13 protein-coding genes and 1 tRNA gene are annotated in these 15,816 nt (G+C 64.9%); 6 read left to right on the top strand and 8 right to left on the bottom strand.

Annotated elements, in window-relative coordinates; all coding sequences use genetic code 11:
• Positions 1 to 636: 636 nt before the first annotated feature.
• Positions 637 to 710 (bottom strand) — tRNA-Arg (locus tag LZC95_50445).
• A gap of 129 nt (positions 711 to 839) precedes the next feature.
• On the opposite strand from LZC95_50445, the gene LZC95_50450 reads away from it, so the two are divergent.
• The gene (locus tag LZC95_50450) at positions 840 to 1,718 is read left to right on the top strand and encodes a hypothetical protein (protein WXA94627.1); all 879 of its coding nucleotides are present in this window, start codon (positions 840 to 842) and stop codon (positions 1,716 to 1,718) included.
• 11 nt (positions 1,719 to 1,729) lie between these two features.
• Here the strand turns inward: LZC95_50450 and LZC95_50455 are convergent, their stop codons facing one another.
• Positions 1,730 to 3,244, bottom strand: a complete 1,515-nt coding sequence (locus tag LZC95_50455) for a family 43 glycosylhydrolase (protein ID WXA94628.1) — start codon at positions 3,242 to 3,244, stop codon at positions 1,730 to 1,732.
• 93 nt (positions 3,245 to 3,337) lie between these two features.
• Between LZC95_50455 and LZC95_50460 the strand changes: the two genes are divergently transcribed.
• Positions 3,338 to 4,660, top strand: coding sequence for a peptidylglycine alpha-amidating monooxygenase (locus LZC95_50460; GenBank protein WXA94629.1), 1,323 nt, complete (start codon positions 3,338 to 3,340; stop codon positions 4,658 to 4,660).
• A gap of 16 nt (positions 4,661 to 4,676) precedes the next feature.
• On the opposite strand, the gene LZC95_50465 is transcribed toward LZC95_50460, so the two are convergent.
• The 5 genes from LZC95_50465 to secA all read right to left on the bottom strand — a co-directional run bounded on the left by LZC95_50465 (position 4,677) and on the right by secA (position 11,250).
• Positions 4,677 to 6,164, bottom strand: a complete 1,488-nt coding sequence (locus LZC95_50465; GenBank protein ID WXA94630.1) for a hypothetical protein — start codon at positions 6,162 to 6,164, stop codon at positions 4,677 to 4,679.
• Positions 6,165 to 6,172: 8 nt separating this feature from the next.
• Entirely contained in the window at positions 6,173 to 6,889 is a 717-nt protein-coding gene (locus LZC95_50470; GenBank protein ID WXA94631.1) for an SDR family oxidoreductase, read from the bottom strand.
• Positions 6,890 to 6,920: 31 nt separating this feature from the next.
• Positions 6,921 to 7,448 carry a hypothetical protein gene (locus tag LZC95_50475; protein ID WXA94632.1) on the bottom strand — a complete coding sequence of 176 codons (528 nt, stop codon included), beginning with the start codon at positions 7,446 to 7,448 and terminating at the stop codon, positions 6,921 to 6,923.
• A gap of 47 nt (positions 7,449 to 7,495) precedes the next feature.
• A complete protein-coding gene (locus LZC95_50480) occupies positions 7,496 to 7,984 on the bottom strand; it encodes a DUF1772 domain-containing protein (GenBank protein WXA94633.1) in 489 nt (162 codons plus the stop codon).
• Positions 7,985 to 8,166: 182 nt separating this feature from the next.
• Positions 8,167 to 11,250, bottom strand: a complete 3,084-nt coding sequence (gene secA / locus LZC95_50485) for a preprotein translocase subunit SecA (GenBank protein WXA94634.1) — start codon at positions 11,248 to 11,250, stop codon at positions 8,167 to 8,169.
• Between the two features lie 280 nt (positions 11,251 to 11,530).
• Here secA and LZC95_50490 point away from each other — a divergent pair, with 280 nt between their 5' ends.
• Positions 11,531 to 12,754 (top strand): VWA domain-containing protein, encoded by a 1,224-nt coding sequence (locus tag LZC95_50490; protein WXA94635.1) that lies wholly within the window; start codon positions 11,531 to 11,533, stop codon positions 12,752 to 12,754.
• Positions 12,755 to 12,761: 7 nt separating this feature from the next.
• Positions 12,762 to 13,562: an AraC family transcriptional regulator gene (locus LZC95_50495; protein ID WXA94636.1), complete on the top strand. Its 801-nt coding sequence runs from the start codon at positions 12,762 to 12,764 to the stop codon at positions 13,560 to 13,562.
• Positions 13,563 to 14,103: 541 nt separating this feature from the next.
• Here LZC95_50495 and LZC95_50500 read toward each other — a convergent pair.
• Positions 14,104 to 14,565, bottom strand: a complete 462-nt coding sequence (locus LZC95_50500) for a glutathione S-transferase family protein (protein ID WXA94637.1) — start codon at positions 14,563 to 14,565, stop codon at positions 14,104 to 14,106.
• Positions 14,566 to 14,623: 58 nt separating this feature from the next.
• Between LZC95_50500 and LZC95_50505 the strand changes: the two genes are divergently transcribed.
• Positions 14,624 to 15,013, top strand: a complete 390-nt coding sequence (locus tag LZC95_50505; GenBank protein WXA94638.1) for a winged helix-turn-helix transcriptional regulator — start codon at positions 14,624 to 14,626, stop codon at positions 15,011 to 15,013.
• A 53-nt stretch (positions 15,014 to 15,066) separates the two neighbouring features.
• Positions 15,067 to 15,813, top strand: a complete 747-nt coding sequence (locus tag LZC95_50510; protein ID WXA94639.1) for a metal-dependent hydrolase — start codon at positions 15,067 to 15,069, stop codon at positions 15,811 to 15,813.
• Positions 15,814 to 15,816 lie beyond the last annotated feature (3 nt).

Raw genomic sequence — 15,816 nt, forward strand, 5'->3', positions numbered from 1 at the left:
GCAAGTCTACGGCCAAGCTTTTTTGACAGCCTACGCGCTCCCCGACGTTGAACTTAGGCTCGGAGCGCGAAACGCACCCCCGCGAGCGCCCGCACAGTCGCCCTCGTCAAGCGCGCTGCTTGGTGCTTCTCCCGGTTTCGTCGTGCGGCACGCAAGCCGAGTCTCTGTCGACAGCGTTCCAGTCTTTGTCTCCGTCGCCGAGTCTTTGTAGACGCGCGCGCGTCTTTGTCTCCGTCGCCGAGTCTTTGTAGACGTGCGAGCTCCATAGCCGTGGGTCGGGTTTTCGAAGTCATTGGTCACGTGCTTCGTAGCGCCTGGTCCCTCCAGTCTTTGTAGACGGGGCTCGCAGTCTTTGTAGACGCGAGAACGGGACCCGAGCCTGTCTTTGTAGACGCGGATTCGTTCGTAGCCGTTGGTCGCGTCTCTGCCCAGTCTCCGCCCCAGAGACCGGCGCCTCGCGTCCTAAGACCCTTGCTGAGCTCGTCGCGCCCGCTATCTCTGCACCTCCGCAGAGATCCCGCTGCACGCACCACGCATCACGATCGGACGCAATTTTCAGCGGTTCAGCATTCGGCGACGCTGCAAGCCGGGCTCCTAAGCCACTGGTCGCCCCAGTTCGTCCCCGCTATCGAGCAGCGCGCCCGGCAGGATTCGAACCTGCGACCAACGGCTTAGAAGGCCGCCGCTCTATCCAACTGAGCTACGGGCGCGTGTGGCCCTTTCCCTTATCCCGGGCCGGTGCGTTGCGCTAGAACCTTTAGTACAGTCGGCCCCCTTGTGAACCGGCGCAGACTGAGCAGTCGATGGAAAATGAGGCCTATGAGGGCCGGAAGGCCCGAATGAACCAAAGCTCCAAACGAAGCGGGTCCGACGATGCATTGGCGGCGGCCCTGGATCAGGCCCAGAAAGGCGACTCGAAGCCGCTTTACGACCGGTTGACTCGGGGGTCGTGGCTGCCCGGGCCGGAGGCGAACCTCGAGCTTGCTGCCGCCTTTGGGGCGCTCTGTGCGTCCCGGGGGAAGGCGGCCGACAACGTCGTGACCGCGATGGCCTCGCTCGATGCCGACGAGGCGCCGGGCGGCACGGAGCTCGAGTTTCTCCCGATGTGCGGGGTCGCGGCCCTTGGGGCGCGGGCCACCCGTGACGAGCGTGCCCGCGGGAAGCTTCTCGCCAAGCTTCACGATTCCGCTGAGGATCTTCGCTGGCGGGTCCGCAAAATGGTCAGCTCCTCGCTGGCGCTCATCGGCGCCACGGCGGGCGGGGCCCTCCTCGACGAACTCGATCCCTGGCTGGATGGCTATTTTCACGCCTCCAGCGTGCTCGAGGCGCTCGCCGACACGCGGTGGCTTTCGCAGCTCCACGATGCCGCGGCCGTGATGGCCATCGTCGATCGCGCCTTCGACCTCGCCCGGGAGGCCAGTCGCTCCGCCAGCCGCTATCCCGGCTTCAAGGCCCTCGTCGAATCCCTTTCCACGGTACCGAGCGTGCTCGCGGTGCGATTCGGGACGCCCGTTTTCGACGGCCTCGCCGGCTGGCTCGAACGGACCACGGACCCCGCCCTGCGCGAGATCGTCGAGAAAAACCTGCGCGCGCCCCGCCTCAAAGGGCGATTTCGTGACGAGGTCGCGCGCGTCCTCGCGCAGCTCGAGGCCACCGCCCCCGCCCGGCGCGATCCGCGCACCTACGTCGGCAAGACCCGCGGTCGCGGGAAAAAATAGCGCCCCGCGGGCTACGGCCGCGCCACGGGCTCGTGGATGCTCACCGGCACGCCCAGCGACGGCGTGCCGTCGCCGTTGAAGCCCATGGGCTGTGCACGGATGCTCCGCCCGCCCCAGCCGCTGCCCGGCTGAATCAGGGCGTGGTACGTGAGCCACGTCCGGCCGTTGACCGTGAAAAATCCGTTGTGCCCCGGCGCCGTCGCCGTGTCGCGCCCGGAGAAGACACACGAGGGCGACTTGCCCCAATCCGCACGGCGCATCGGATCGCTGCCGTTCAAGGTGAGAAGCCCGAGGCAATAGTCATTCGTCCAGCTGCCATTCACGGAAATCGCCACGGAAAGCCGTCCGTTGGGACCATGAATGGGCTGCGGCCCCTCGTTCACGCGAATATTGGGATTGCCATTCGGAACGGTTTCCCATGGCGCCGTGGGAGACGAAATTTTTACTCGACTACCGGTGACCGAGCTGGGACTGCTCATGCGCGCAATGAAGATGTGCTGCACGTTGGGATCCCCATTTTCCCAACCGGACCATAAGAAATAGCCCTGACCGCCGTGCGCGACATAAACGCCATCAATGGCCCATTCGTCGCCGGGAAGCCGCAGCTCGACGGGGTTCTCGTAAGGGCCCATGGGATTGCTCGTGCCGCGCAGAACGAACATTCGGTGGCTCGCATTGCCGCCGCCGTTTTCGCCAGCAACGTAGATCCACCAGCGGCCATCGATCTTCTGCAGCTCGGGCGCCCAAGTAGCGGCACACGCAGGGGCGGGGCAGGCGGGGGCGCGCCAGAGCACCTTCGGCACCGCGTCCTCGAGCTGTTCGATGCTGCTCGATTGGCGGATGACGATGCCCCGGTCGTTGTCCGAGGAGACCAGGTAATACGAGCCATTTTCATAGGCCATCGTCGGGTCGGCGCCGCTCCCGAGAATCGGATTGAAGAACTTGCCGGTTAGCCACGGACCGCGCAGCTCGAACGTGGCGTCTTGGCGAAACTGCGCCTCTCCGAGGTCGTCGTCCAAACGCAACGCGCCAAAGGCGTGCCGCAAGTACGCATTTGGAAACTGGAATGCACGAAACGAGGTGGCAGCTCCGTCGGCGAGACCCGGGACACGGCAAAACGTGGCGTCCTGTCGGTATGACTGGCTCTCCTGAAACGGTTGCAGAAATACCTGGCCGTTCTGGTGGCGAAGGAAGGAGCCGCGATAGTTGCGTGATTCGATGGACACGCAGGCTCCACCGCCCGTGCCGGCGAGGCCGGGAACGAATGACCAGGTGGCATCGGCTTTCGCGAGATCGGCACTGGTGCCGTAGATGTCGTCGACACGCCCCACACCGTTGGCGTGGCGCACGTATCCATCGAACAGAAACCGCGCTTTGAGCGAGAGAAAATCGCGAACGATGGCGCTCGACCCGCTGGACGCGCTCGACCCGTTGGACGTGCCGCCAGCGTCTTGTTCGTGACCGGAGCAGCCAAAAACTGCAACGAAAGAGGCAGCAACGAAACCCGGGCGTGCAAGACGGTGCATATCCCTATGTGAACCGCAAATTTGGAAATTTGAAGCGCAAAATATTTCCAATCACGCCCGTCCGTGGCCATCCGGGAGTCCAGGGGGGCTGTCATGGCAAAACACTGGACAGGACCGATTCTCAATTTGCTTCTGCCCTTGGCATGGACGTGGGGGATGTGCGCGTGCGGTGACGGGCAAAATGCCACATCGCCGAATGGCAACGACGGTGGCGTTTCGAATGATGTCTCGGGCGGTCGCCATTTGCCTTGCGCCGTCGACGAGGTGCTCGCGCGAAATTGCCGAAGCTGCCATTCGAATCCGCCGTCGTACGGCGCACCCATGCCGCTGGTCACCTGGGACGATTTGCAAGCACGGGCGAAAACCGATTCGAAGCAGCGCGTTTACGAGATGGTGGGCAAACGCATCCACGACGACGCCGCCCCCATGCCGGCCAAAGGCCCGCTGGGCATGGCCGACATGAAGACGCTCGACGGGTACATCGCCGCGGGCGCCCCGCGTTCGTCCGAGCTGTGCGATGCCCACCCGGGCGACGGCGATCCGATGCCGCTCAATTGCAAGCCGGATATGCAAATTGCGCCGCGCGCGCCGTGGGCCATGCCCAAAGAATTGCACGACCAATACGTGTGCTACGGCATCGACGTCAAGAACACGGGCAAACGGCACGTAGTGGCCATTGCGCCCAAGGTACAGAACCGCAAAATCGTGCACCATGCGTTGCTCATGCAATCGGACCAATCCGAGGATCCGACGCCGCACGCCTGCAACCCGGGCGGCGCGCTTCGCTGGCGCATGCTGTATGCGTGGGCGCCGGGCGGGCAAAACATGGTCATGCCGCCCGAGGCGGGATTCCCACAGGAGGGGACCACGCATTACGTGGTTCAGATTCATTACAACAACGTGGGGTCGCTGGAGAATCAGACCGATACATCCGGATTCGACGTGTGCACCACGGATCAGTTGCGGCAGAACGATGCCGACGTCATGGCCTTCGGCGCGACGAACTTCAGCATTCCGCGCCAAAGCAATTACGACATCACCTGCAGCATGACCGTGCCTCTGCTCTATCCAAAGATGCACGCCATCTTTGCCATGCCGCACATGCACAAGTTGGGCACGGCCCTGGTGAATACGTTGTACCCCGCGGGGAAGTCACCCGTGGACATGGGGACGCAGCTTACGTGGGATTTCAACAATCAGCTTTGGTATCCCATCGATGCCACGCTCAAACCGGGCGACGTGGTCAAAACGCGATGCGCGTGGACCAATCCCACGCAGCAGCCGGTTCTCTTTGGTGAGAATACCGAAAACGAAATGTGTTACGCCTTCGCGGTCTACTACCCGCGCATTACCTTGCCTTTGTTCAATTGGGCTACGCCGGCGGGGTCCTCCACCTGCGTGCCCACGCCGCGCTAGCCTGGTTTAGCTTGGTTCAACGTTCGCGGCGGCTTTTGGGCGGGCGCTCCGAAGTTGGCGGAATGCTCACGCGCTCGTTCAAGCGCGCCGCCTCGTCCACGATCTTCGTGGCCGCGGCGGCGCGCGCGGTCTTTTGCTGCAAGGTCGCGTGGTCGACCACGGTGTGGCCTTCGAGAAGGTCCAAATAGTCGAGATCCAGCACGCCGCCGCTCGGCAGAATGAACACGCCCGAGAGGTGCGCCTGCTGGCCGATTTCCGCGACCAATGCCCGCGGCACGTGCAAGGCGGCGTGGGTAATCAAATGAATCACCGGATCGCGTTGATCGCGCGCCCGCAGGAGCGCCATTTCCGTGGCGAGCTGCGCGAACACGCGCGCCGGGTTGCGTCCGCGCTCGCCCTTGAAGCCGAGCAGATACGCGACGGGCAGCTGCCCCGGGCGCGGGCGCTGCACGTCGTAGAGCCGCGAATCGAAAAAGCGCATCCACACTTCTTCGCCGGCGAGCTGCAGCTTTTTGCCCATGGCGATGGCCAGCCCGCGGGCGAAGACCTGGCGATCTCCGCGCATCGAGGCCGAGGCGTCGATGAGCAGGTAGTGCAGCCTGCGCGCGTCCTCGGAGGCTTGTTCGCGTGTAAAGTACAATATTTCGTTCTCGAGCATGCGGCGCGAGAACTCCTCCGGCTCCCAGGCGAGCTCCGTCAGCACGAGCGAGTCGATGGAACCCTTGCTGCCGATGCCCGCGTAGCCGTGCACCGCTTGCGTGCCGGTCGACTGCGTGCGGCGCGTCTCGAGCACGCTGGGCAATAGCTCCAGCGAGAAGTGCACGATGTCGTTCGCCGAGGGCGTCGACATCGCCGCGAGCAGGTCCACCTGCGCGAGCGCGCCCGCGGTGGTCGACTCGGGGCCGAGCATCCCGAGCAAGCGCAGGGTATCCAAATCGAGCGCATCGGCCATGGTCAGCACGTGCAGCCGGGCGCGCGCCAGCGCCTCCAACGTGGCCGTCTCGAAGGTGCGCGCCACCGAGGCGAAGAGCGAGGGGAGCTGCGCATCCAGATCGCGCACCATCTCCGGATCGAGCGGTACGGTCGCCGAGTACGGCGGCTTTCGTCCCACGCGCAGTGCGATGGAGCCGAGCACCCGCGCCAGCACCACGACGATCAACTCGTCGCCGAGGCGCATCGAGCGGGCGCGTTGACTGGCCTCGCTCTGACCGATTTCGTTCACGATGCTGGTGTACGTCGGCATCAAGGGGCCGAGCTGCGGCACCTTGGCGTCGATCGGATGGCGCGGGCCCAACGTGAGCTGCTCCTTGGGCGCGGCGTAGAGGAGCCCGACGTCGTGCACGAGGAACAAGGGCAAGTGCACGCCGAGCCGCTCGAGATCGCGGTGCCAGCGCAGGGCGCGCACCACGAGCATCGGCGAGGCGGCGCGCACGGTGCTGAGGGCAAGGCCACCCAGCGCCCCCACGATCGCGGGATCGCGCGCCTGCGCTGCCGAAACCGGCATGCGTGCCTCTAGACTTTGCCGTAGACGGGAATGAGCGCGCCGGAGATGTCGCGCGCAGCATCCGAGAGCAAAAACGCGATGACGTCGCCCAGCGAATCGGGGGCGACCCAGAGGCGCGGATCGACATCGGGCATCCCCGCGCGGTTCGAGGGGGTGTCGATGATGCTCGGCAGCACGGCGTTCACGCGCACGCCGTTCGCAAGGACCTCCGCGGCCACGGCTTGCGTGAGCGCACCCACCGCGGCCTTGGAGGCCGTGTACTCGGCAGCGCCCTTGCCCGCCTCAGGACGCAGCACTTGCCGCGCACCTACGACGACGATGCTGCCGCGTCTGCGGTCCACCATGCCGGGCAGCAGCGCACGCAGGGCGCGGTACACGGTTTCCGTGTTGCCCTGCAGCATCGATTGCCACGCCGAATCGTCCTTTGCGGCATGAATCGGTGTGCCGCCGGTCCATCCGCCCGCCGCGAGCACGGCGCCCGTCGGCTCGCCGAACTTCGCCTTCACGTGCTCCAGCGTCGCGTGCCAATCGCTGTCGAGCGCCACGTCGGTCACCAGGCCGAGGACCTGGGACGGGAACTCCTTCTCCAGGGCGTGCACGCGCTCTTTTGCTTCCGTGCGATCCAGAACGACGACGCGTTCTCCGCGCCGGGCCTGCTGCCGAACGATGGCCGAACCCAGCGCGCCTGCGCCGCCGGTGACGATGGTGATGGCTCCTGTGCTCATGGCGTCGCTCCTGTCACGCTTGTCACGCTTGTCACTCGAGACCACCGGGGCGCACGGCTTCTTCCGGGGCCGTTCCGCCGATGGACTTCAAATCCGGCTGCATGCGCGCTTGCTTCACGTTGTCCCACTGGCTGCCGGTTTCGTTGTCGTCGTTGCCGTACTGCCCTTGGAGGATGGCCGTGTTGTCCGAGTTCATCTTGTAAACGAACACGCCGCGTCCCTTGGCCTGCGCCGAGGGGCCAACCATCCCGTACGTGTGCTCCTTCCACGTGAAGTGCAGAACGTTGCCCGACTTGGTTCCGGACAGCTCGCCCCACTTGCTCTGGTCGGTGCGCTTCCAGCGACCCACCACGGACGAGTCGGTCTCGACCAGGTGCAGGTAGCCGTAAACCGGGTGGTAATAGACTCCGGTCCACGATTCGCCGGCGGGCATCTCGCCCGGCGTGACCTTCGCCGAATTCGGCCCGCTGCCGCCTTCGCACGCGGTCAGTGTGCCGGCGCCCAACGCCGCCAAGCCCGAGATGGCCGCGACCAATACGAAACGCCTTACGCTCGTCATGAGGGGGAGTCTATCGCCGATCGGCACGGCTTCAAAATACGTTGCGATTATCCTGCTTTGCGCAGTGCGATGGCCAAAAGCGCCGCGGCCGCGAGCGGTGCGACCGTCCGCACGTGGTTCCACGTCGTCCACTGCACCAGGTATTCCTTCCAATAGGCCATGCCCTCGGCGCTGGCCGGATCCAGGGCCGCGAGGGCGTCGTTTCGGGGCACGTGGTAAAAAATCGTGACCAAGATGGTCACCATGTAAACGGCGCACCCGAGGACGCGGTACAGGGCGCCGTCGTCGCCGCCCATCCGTATGACCGAAGCGCTGCCGAGCACCAGGCAGACCAGCGCCGTGCCGAACATCGCCGACATGAGCCCCGCCGTGGGGGCCGCCACATTGATCGCGTTCATCGCCTCGGCCCCGCGTGCGGCGGGCAGGTAACCGAGGCCCTTCATCACGAAGGTCGAAAACGCGAAGAACACCCCGGCCACCAGCGCGGATCCGAGGAGCGCCACCATCGTCAACACACGCATCGTTTGCTCGTTCATGCCTCTGAAGATGCGCCATGCAAGAATGCACGACCACCGGCATGATTTCAGTGTATCGATGCAATTTTGCATCGATCGGTCGAACGAAATCTCTGCCCGTACACGTTCCCGTTCCCGAAACTCCCGAGAGAGAAGATCGGGAACGGGAGCGGGAACGTGTACGTGTACGGGCGAGAGACGCTTTACGCGTTGGCGTCGTCTTGGTCGGCGCCCTCTTCTTCGAGGGCTGCGCCGTGGCACTTCTTGAACTTCTGCCCGCTGCCGCAGGGGCAGGGGTCGTTGCGCCCGATCTTCGGGGTCGCACGCTGCACCGGCTGGACGATGCGGGCTTGCTGCTGCGGCCTGCGCATGGGTTGCCGCTGCTGCGGGGCCTCTTCCTGGTCCGCGCCCGGATCGAGCTCGGAGCCGTGGCGCGCTTGGGCGGCGCGCAGCTGGGCCTCGTGGCGCTCGGCCTCCTCGTGCTGCATCTGTTCGACGTCGGCCTCGCGGCGGACCTGCGCTTTGAACAGGTTCGTCGCGACGTTGGAGCTGATCTCGGCCATCATCGTGACGAAGATCGTGTAGCCCTCTTTCTTGTACTCCTGCTTCGGATCGCGCTGGCCGTAGCCGCGCAGGCCGATGCCGTCGCGCAAGTGCTCCATGTTCGTGAGGTGCTCGACCCACGCGCGGTCGATTTCCGTCAGGTAGAAGTGACGGAACAACTTGAGCAGAAGCTCGGTGCCGAGGTCCTTCTCTTTCTGCTGAAGCACCGCCTCGGCCTGGTCGTACAGCCGGTGTGCGAGCTCCTCCAAGTCCGAGACATGCACGAAGTCCTTCGGCTTGATGCCGAAGTGATCGCGGAAGCCCTCCGCGATGTCGTCCCACTTCCAATCTTCCGGCGGGATGTTCGCGGGGCAGCTCTCTTCGAGAATCGCGGCGATGATGCTGTCGACCAAATCGAGAAGTCGCTCGCGCTGCTCGGTGAGGCTGCGCGGGATCTCGTCCATGAGCCGCTCGTAGACTTTTTGCGGCTTCTTGGTGTCGCTATCGCGGTATTCGAATTTGTAGCCCCAGTAATTGTAAATATCTTCCTGGAGACTCCCGATCTCGAAGAGCTCTTTGACCGCCTCCACGGACGCGGGCTTGCCACCGCCGTCGGGCGCCGTCGAAGTTCCGTAGTGCAGAACCATGTCGCGGATGGCGTCTTTGACGTCGTCGCGCAGGCGATCGAGCGGCTCGATGACGCGCAGCTTGCCCGTGGGCTTGCCGTCGTCGTCCACCATCTCCGGCGTGTAGCGGCCGACGAGCAGCTGCTGACGGACCTTGTAGACCGTCTTGCGCTGCTCGCTCATGACGTCGTCGTATTCGAGCAGGTTCTTACGAATGTCGAAGTTGCGCCCCTCGACCTTCGACTGCGCATCGCTGATCGACTTGCTCACCCACGGGTGCTCGATCGGCTCGTCGTCGGGCATGCCCATGCGCTCCATCAGCGCCTTCACCCGCTCGCCGCCGAAGATGCGCATCAAGTCGTCTTCGAGCGACAGATAGAAACGGCTGGAGCCCGGATCGCCCTGGCGCCCCGCGCGTCCGCGGAGCTGGTTGTCGATGCGGCGTGACTCGTGACGCTCGGTGCCGAGGATGTGCAGGCCGCCGGCCTCGCGTACTTCGTCGCCCTCTTTCTTGCACGACTCTTCGTACTTGGTGACGAGCTTCGCGAACTCCTCCGGCTCCGCATCGGGATCGCGATCTTGCTCTTTGAACTCGAGCTTCGCGAGCATCTCCGGGTTGCCGCCCAGGATGATGTCCGTGCCGCGACCGGCCATGTTCGTGGAGACCGTGATGGCGCCTTTGCGCCCGGCCTGCGCGACGACGTACGCCTCCTTCTCGTGCTGCTTGGCGTTGAGGACGGCGTGCGGAATCTTCTTCTTCTTCAGGATGGCCGCGATGGCGTTGCTCTTCTCGACGCTGGTCGTGCCGACGAGCACCGGCTGGCCCTGCGCGTAAAGCTCTTCGATTTCCCCCGCCACGGCGGTGAACTTCTCGCGTTCCGTCTTGTAGACCAGGTCTTCGCTATCGACGCGGCTGATGGGCTTGTTCGTGGGGATCTGGATGACGCCGAGCTTGTACGTCGAGTGGAACTCGCCCGCTTCGGTGTCGGCCGTTCCGGTCATGCCCGCGAGCTTCTTGTAAAGGCGGAACAAGTTCTGGAACGTGATGGTGGCCATGGTGCGGGTCTCTTCTTGGATCCGCACGTTCTCTTTGGCCTCCACGGCTTGGTGCAGGCCGTCCGACCAGCGGCGGCCGGGGAGCACGCGGCCGGTGAACTCGTCGATGATGAGCACCTTGCCGTCGTCGGCCACGAGGTAATTCACGTCGCGCTTGTAGAGCGCGTGGGCGCGCAAGCACTGATTCAGAATGTGCAGCGACTCCAGATTCACCGGGTCGTACAAGTTCGAGATGCCCATCAGCTTTTGCGCTTGCTCGACGCCTTCGTCGGTCAAGGTCACGCTGTGCTGCTTCTCGTCGACGAGGTAGTGCTCGTCTTTGCGCAGGCGCGGGATGACTTCGTTGATGGTGCGGTACTTCTGGCTCGACGCTTCCTGCTGGCCGCTGATGATGAGCGGCGTGCGCGCTTCGTCGATGAGGATGGAGTCGACCTCGTCCACGATGGCGAAGTTGAGCTCGCGCTGGGCGTATTCCAGCGCGCTGAACTTCATGTTGTCGCGCAGGTAGTCGAAGCCGAACTCGTTGTTCTGGCCGTACGTGATGTCGCTGCGGTACGCGCGCTTCTTGTCGCTGTCCGACTGCGAGTTGACCACGACGCCCGTGGAGAGGCCGAGGAAGCCGTAAAGCCTGCCCATCCACTCCGAGTCGCGCTTGGCCAAGTAGTCGTTGACCGTGACGACGTGCACGCCCTTGCCCTCGAGGGCATTCAGGTAGCAGGGGAGGGTGGCGACGAGGGTTTTGCCCTCGCCCGTGCGCATTTCGGCGATGGATCCCTTGTGAAGGACCATACCGCCAATGAGCTGCACGTCGAAGTGCCGCATCTTGAGGGCACGCCAGCCCGCCTCGCGGCAAACGGCAAAGGCCTCGTGCAGGATGTCGTCGAGGGTGGCGCCGTTTTCGAGCTTTTCTTTGAACTCGAAGGTTTTGGCGCGCAACTCGGCATCGCTCAGCTTCTTGATGGCCGGCTCGAGCGCGTTGATGGCTTCGACACTGGGTCGAAGTTTTTTGACTTCGCGCTCATGGGAGGTTCCGAGGATTTTCTTGAGGGCCCACGCAAACATCGGACGCGTACCCATAATCCTCCGCGCACGCGACTGCAAACATGGCGCCGATGAGGTGCATCAAAGTTTGTCACGGCGGCTCTGGAAGAGCTGCCACGGATGACACTATGTGACCATATATCGGGCACAATCTCGGCGGGCTCCGCACACAAGCGGCGGTAATCCCACGAAAATGTGCGGCTTTGCTTGAGTGCGCAAAATTTGCGTGCATCATCCGTCCTTGTCTCGGGGGGGCTCTTCGGTTCGTTGAAGACTCGAGACCGTTAGGAGGCACAAATCCATGAAGAGGCGCTCTTCGGGTGCGTTCTTTTGCGCAGGCGCGTGCGTGATGGCCGTGGTGTTCGGTCCAGCGTGCGGCGGTGGCGCGCGTGGTACGGAAGGTACAGGGGTGCTCGACCCGGGCACCGGCGGTGGCGACGGGAACTTCGAGCCCGACAAAGGGCCGGGTTCGGGCGGTGGCTTCGGTGGTGGCGGCGGCCCCAACTCCAACGATGGAGGCGTGGGCACGAACGCGAGCTGCGCGACGGCTCGCGGCGAGGCAAAGCGCCAGGCGGCCTATTTGGAAATCGTGCTCGATGGGTCGGGCAGCATGGGCGACGACGGCAAATGGAAAGCCGCCGTTGCCGCGCTGGACTCGATTTTCGACGAGTACTACGCGGCGGCGGACCCCGAGGTGGGTGTGGGGCTGCTCATTTTTTCGGACGCGAAAGACTCGACGAAGGGACAAGGTCCGTATCCGACGGCCGCCGACGTCGAGCCGGCGTTCGTGGACCAGGCGCAGCACAAGGCCCTGCGTGCGCGCATCGATGGCACGTCGTACTCGGCCGGTACGCCGACGTACGAAGCGCTTTATGGCGGCTACCGTGTGATGAAGCCGTTCGTGCCGCAGCCGCCGCTCCGCGCGGGTGGACGCAAAGTCGTCGTGCTGGTGACCGATGGTGTGCCGCGGGGGCTCTATAGCGAGCAAACGAAGTGCACCGACGAAGCGACGCACCAGCGGCTCGCGAGCAATGCCGGCGGGGCCATCGATACGTTCTCCGTGGGCATCGGTCCGTTCCCGACGCCGGACGAGACGCACGTGTACGCGCCGCGTTTTCTGTCCGAGCTGGCGATCGCCGGCGGGACGCGGGCATCGGCCGGTTGCGATCCCGCGACGAGTGACGCGGCGAAGCTGTGTCACTTCCAGATCACACCGGGCGGCGGAAAGAGCGTGCCGCAGCTGACGCAGGAGTTCGTTGCCGCATTGAAGAGCATTCAGGTTTCCCTGGGGTGCGAATACAACCTGGAAAAGTCGGCGAACATGGATCCCACGCGGGTCAATGTGGCGTGGACCGATTCGGCGGGGGAGCATCTGATTGCGCAAGATGCCGTGAACGGCTGGACGTACGACGATGCGCAGAATCCGACGAGGGTGCTCTTGCACGGTGAGTCGTGCCAGGCGGTGAGCTCGGCGCGGGAAGCGAGCCTGCGGGTCATTCTGGGGTGCAAGACCGTGGTAAACTGACTCGGCGATGGCCGCCGTGGAGATGACGCGGGTCGAGAACGATACGCGTCTCTGGACGGGGCACGCGACGCGCTACGGATTGACGCTGGTATTCGCGGGCGCGTTCGACTTTTGGTACCGGCGGCGGGTCAGCACGCACGGCGTCGGGCTCCTCAAATTGAAGGAGCCCGGCGAGGTGCACCGCGACGTGCGGGTGCATGCGCCGGTGACGGCGGCGAGCTTGGCGATTTCGGCGGCGGCCGTGGAAGCTGTGGCGGTGGCGTGCGGGCGCGCGAAGGTTCCGCATTTTGCCGTGCCGGTGACGCAGGGTGGCGGGCGCGCGGAGGCCTTGGCGTTGCGGCTGCACGACGCGGTGGCCGCGGGGGATCGATTTGGGCAGGAGTCGCTGCTGGTGGAAACGCTGGCGGCGCTATGGGAAGACTACGGCGAGGCGCCGCGCGCGGAGCGCGTGGAGCGCTCGGCGCGGGCGGTGCGGCGGGTGCGGGAGTATTTGCTCGAGAACTGGCGCGGCGAGGTGACCCTGGACGCGATGGCCGCGGCGGCGGGACGGAGCAAGTTCCACGTGCTGCGGTTGTTCCGAGAGGAGTACGGGCTCGCGCCGTACGAGTACGTGACGCATCTGCGGGTGGCGCAGGCGCGCTTGCTGCTCGAGGCGGGGGCGCCGGCGGCGCAGGTGGCGTTGAACGTGGGGTTCTACGATCAGAGTCAGCTGCACCGGCATTTCAAGCGCATCACGGGCACGACGCCCGCGCGCTACGCGAAGGACGCGCGCGCGGGCGCTGGGCGCGCGGCCGCGGGCGCGGGCTAGCCGAGGGGCAAGACTTGCGTCACGGGTGTCACGGACAGGCGGAAATTCGTCCGGGACAGGGGACCGCTGCCACGATGCGCGGATTTTCGGCGGGGATGCGGATTGGCATTGGGTTGGCAATGCGTCGGGGCAGACCTTCGTGCGCGGTGCTCCGGACACCGCGCCCGCAAGGTCGCAGACTGAGATGATGGGTTGCCATTGGTATGATTGGGAGGCAACAGCCCTCCACGTGCCTGTTGATAGCGAGGAACCACTCCTACGGGAGCCTCGCCGGCGGGAACAACATGCGGAGCGGTGACGGGAAGCGCAGCGGGCGCGGACCGGTGGCCGAATTCCTCGTTGGGTGAAGCTGCGCATACAACTGATCGCTCCACCGGAACTTTTCCTACCCTCATTTTCGTCTGGCCAAGAGAAGACCAGAAGAAGAACGTGTGCGATTGCGCGGAAGCGCGCGATCTCGCACCCGTCCGTCCTCCGCATCGCTCCGCAGCCGGCTGAGCTCCAGCGTCATTTCACGCGGCAGGGCGAGCCATAATCCCGATCAGTCGTGGGTCTCGCCGGACAGCGGCGTGGCGCGCATCGAGGGGCGGGCCGAGAAGGCGTCGAGCCAGGCGGACAATCGCGGCCGCTTCTCACGAAACGACGGCAGCTCGCGGAACTCGAGCCAGCTCAGGACCGTCGCGACTGCGATGTGGCCGACGTGCACCGCTGCATCGAAATCCAGCTCGTGCTCCAGCCAGTCGTAGCTCGCGATCAGCTTCTCCGTGTGCCCGTCCCGAAGCGGTGCATACCGCAGTTCCTCCGGACGCCGCACCGTCTCCCAACGAACCGCGATTCCAGCCGCGGCCAAGCCTTGGGCCACCGCCTGGACGCGCAACGCATGCCATCGCGCTTCACCCTCCTGCGGGATCAACCTTCGCCCGTCATGCAGCGTGTCGAAATAAGCGCAAATCACGTCCGAATCGAAGATCGGCGACAACCCCGGCCGAAGGAGAACCGGCACCTTTCCCAGAGGATTTTCGGCGAACCGCCTCGTTGCGGCGAGTCGGACTAGTCTCCTGGTGCACGACCTCGAGCCGATCGGCGATGCCGACTTCATGCGCGAACGCGACCGCGCGTTTTGGCCGCAATCTAAGCCCCACGTGCGCCTTTTTTCTGCGCAGCGCACCACCTACGAAGCACCCGCCGTGAAATTGGACCGATTCGACCGCCAGCTCCTGAACCTCGTTCAAGAGGATGCGACCCAAACGGCAGAGCGCCTGGCCGAAAAAGTCGGCCTCTCGCCGTCCGCGATTCAGCGTCGTTTAAGGCGCATGCGCGAAGAAGGCGTCATCGTTCGCGATTGCGCCGTCCTCGATCCGAAAAAAGCCCGCCGGCCCACCTTCTTCGTCGTCTCCAGCGTGGTCAAGCGGGGGCTCACCATCCCCAGCCCGGAGGGGCCCGACGAATAACCGCAACAACGCCCAAGATCGCCCTCCACCGCAGACCCACCATGGGCGGAACCATGCGCCTTCCCCTAATGATCTTGTCCCTCGTCTCGACCTTGGGCTGTGCAGCCTCCCGCCCCCCGGTGCCGATTCAGGTCACCTGGCTCGGCCACGCCGGCTTCGAAGTGGTATCGCCCAACGGCACACGCCTGCTCATCGACCCTTGGCTAAAGGAAAACCCGAAAGCGCCGCCCGCGTGGAAGGACCCAGGGCGTCTGGCGCGGCCCACCGCCATTTTGGTGACCCACGCGCACGGCGACCACGCGGCGGACGTCCCGGAGTTGGCGCAGGCCACCGGCGCGCGGGTCGTCGGCACGGGCGAGCACCTCCGGGCCATGAAGATCCCCGAGGCGCAGCAGCACATCGTCAACGTTGGCGGCCCCACGCACTTCGCCGATGTGACCGTGTACGCCGTACCGGCGATGCACTCGAGCGAGGGCGGACGGCCGCTCGGGTACGTGCTCCGCTTTGCAGACGGCCGCTCGATTTACCACACGGGCGACACGTGGCTCTTTGGCGACATGGCGCTCATCGAGGAGCTTTACCACCCGGACATCGTGCTCCTCGAGGCCGGAGGCGCCCGCTGGGGGCTCGACCCGAAGACAGCGGCCTTGGCCGTGCAAAAGTACTTCCACCCGAAGATCATCGTCCCCATGCACTTCGGCACCTTTCCCGAGTTGTCCGAAGAGCCCGAGGTGCGCGCCGCCTTCGAGGGCGATGCGCGCGTCCGATTTCTCACGCCGGGGCAGGCGGTCACCTTTTGAGTC

Source organism: Sorangiineae bacterium MSr12523, from assembly GCA_037157775.1.
In the GTDB taxonomy this organism is placed as follows: Bacteria; Myxococcota_A; Polyangia; order Polyangiales; family Polyangiaceae; genus Pendulispora; species Pendulispora brunnea.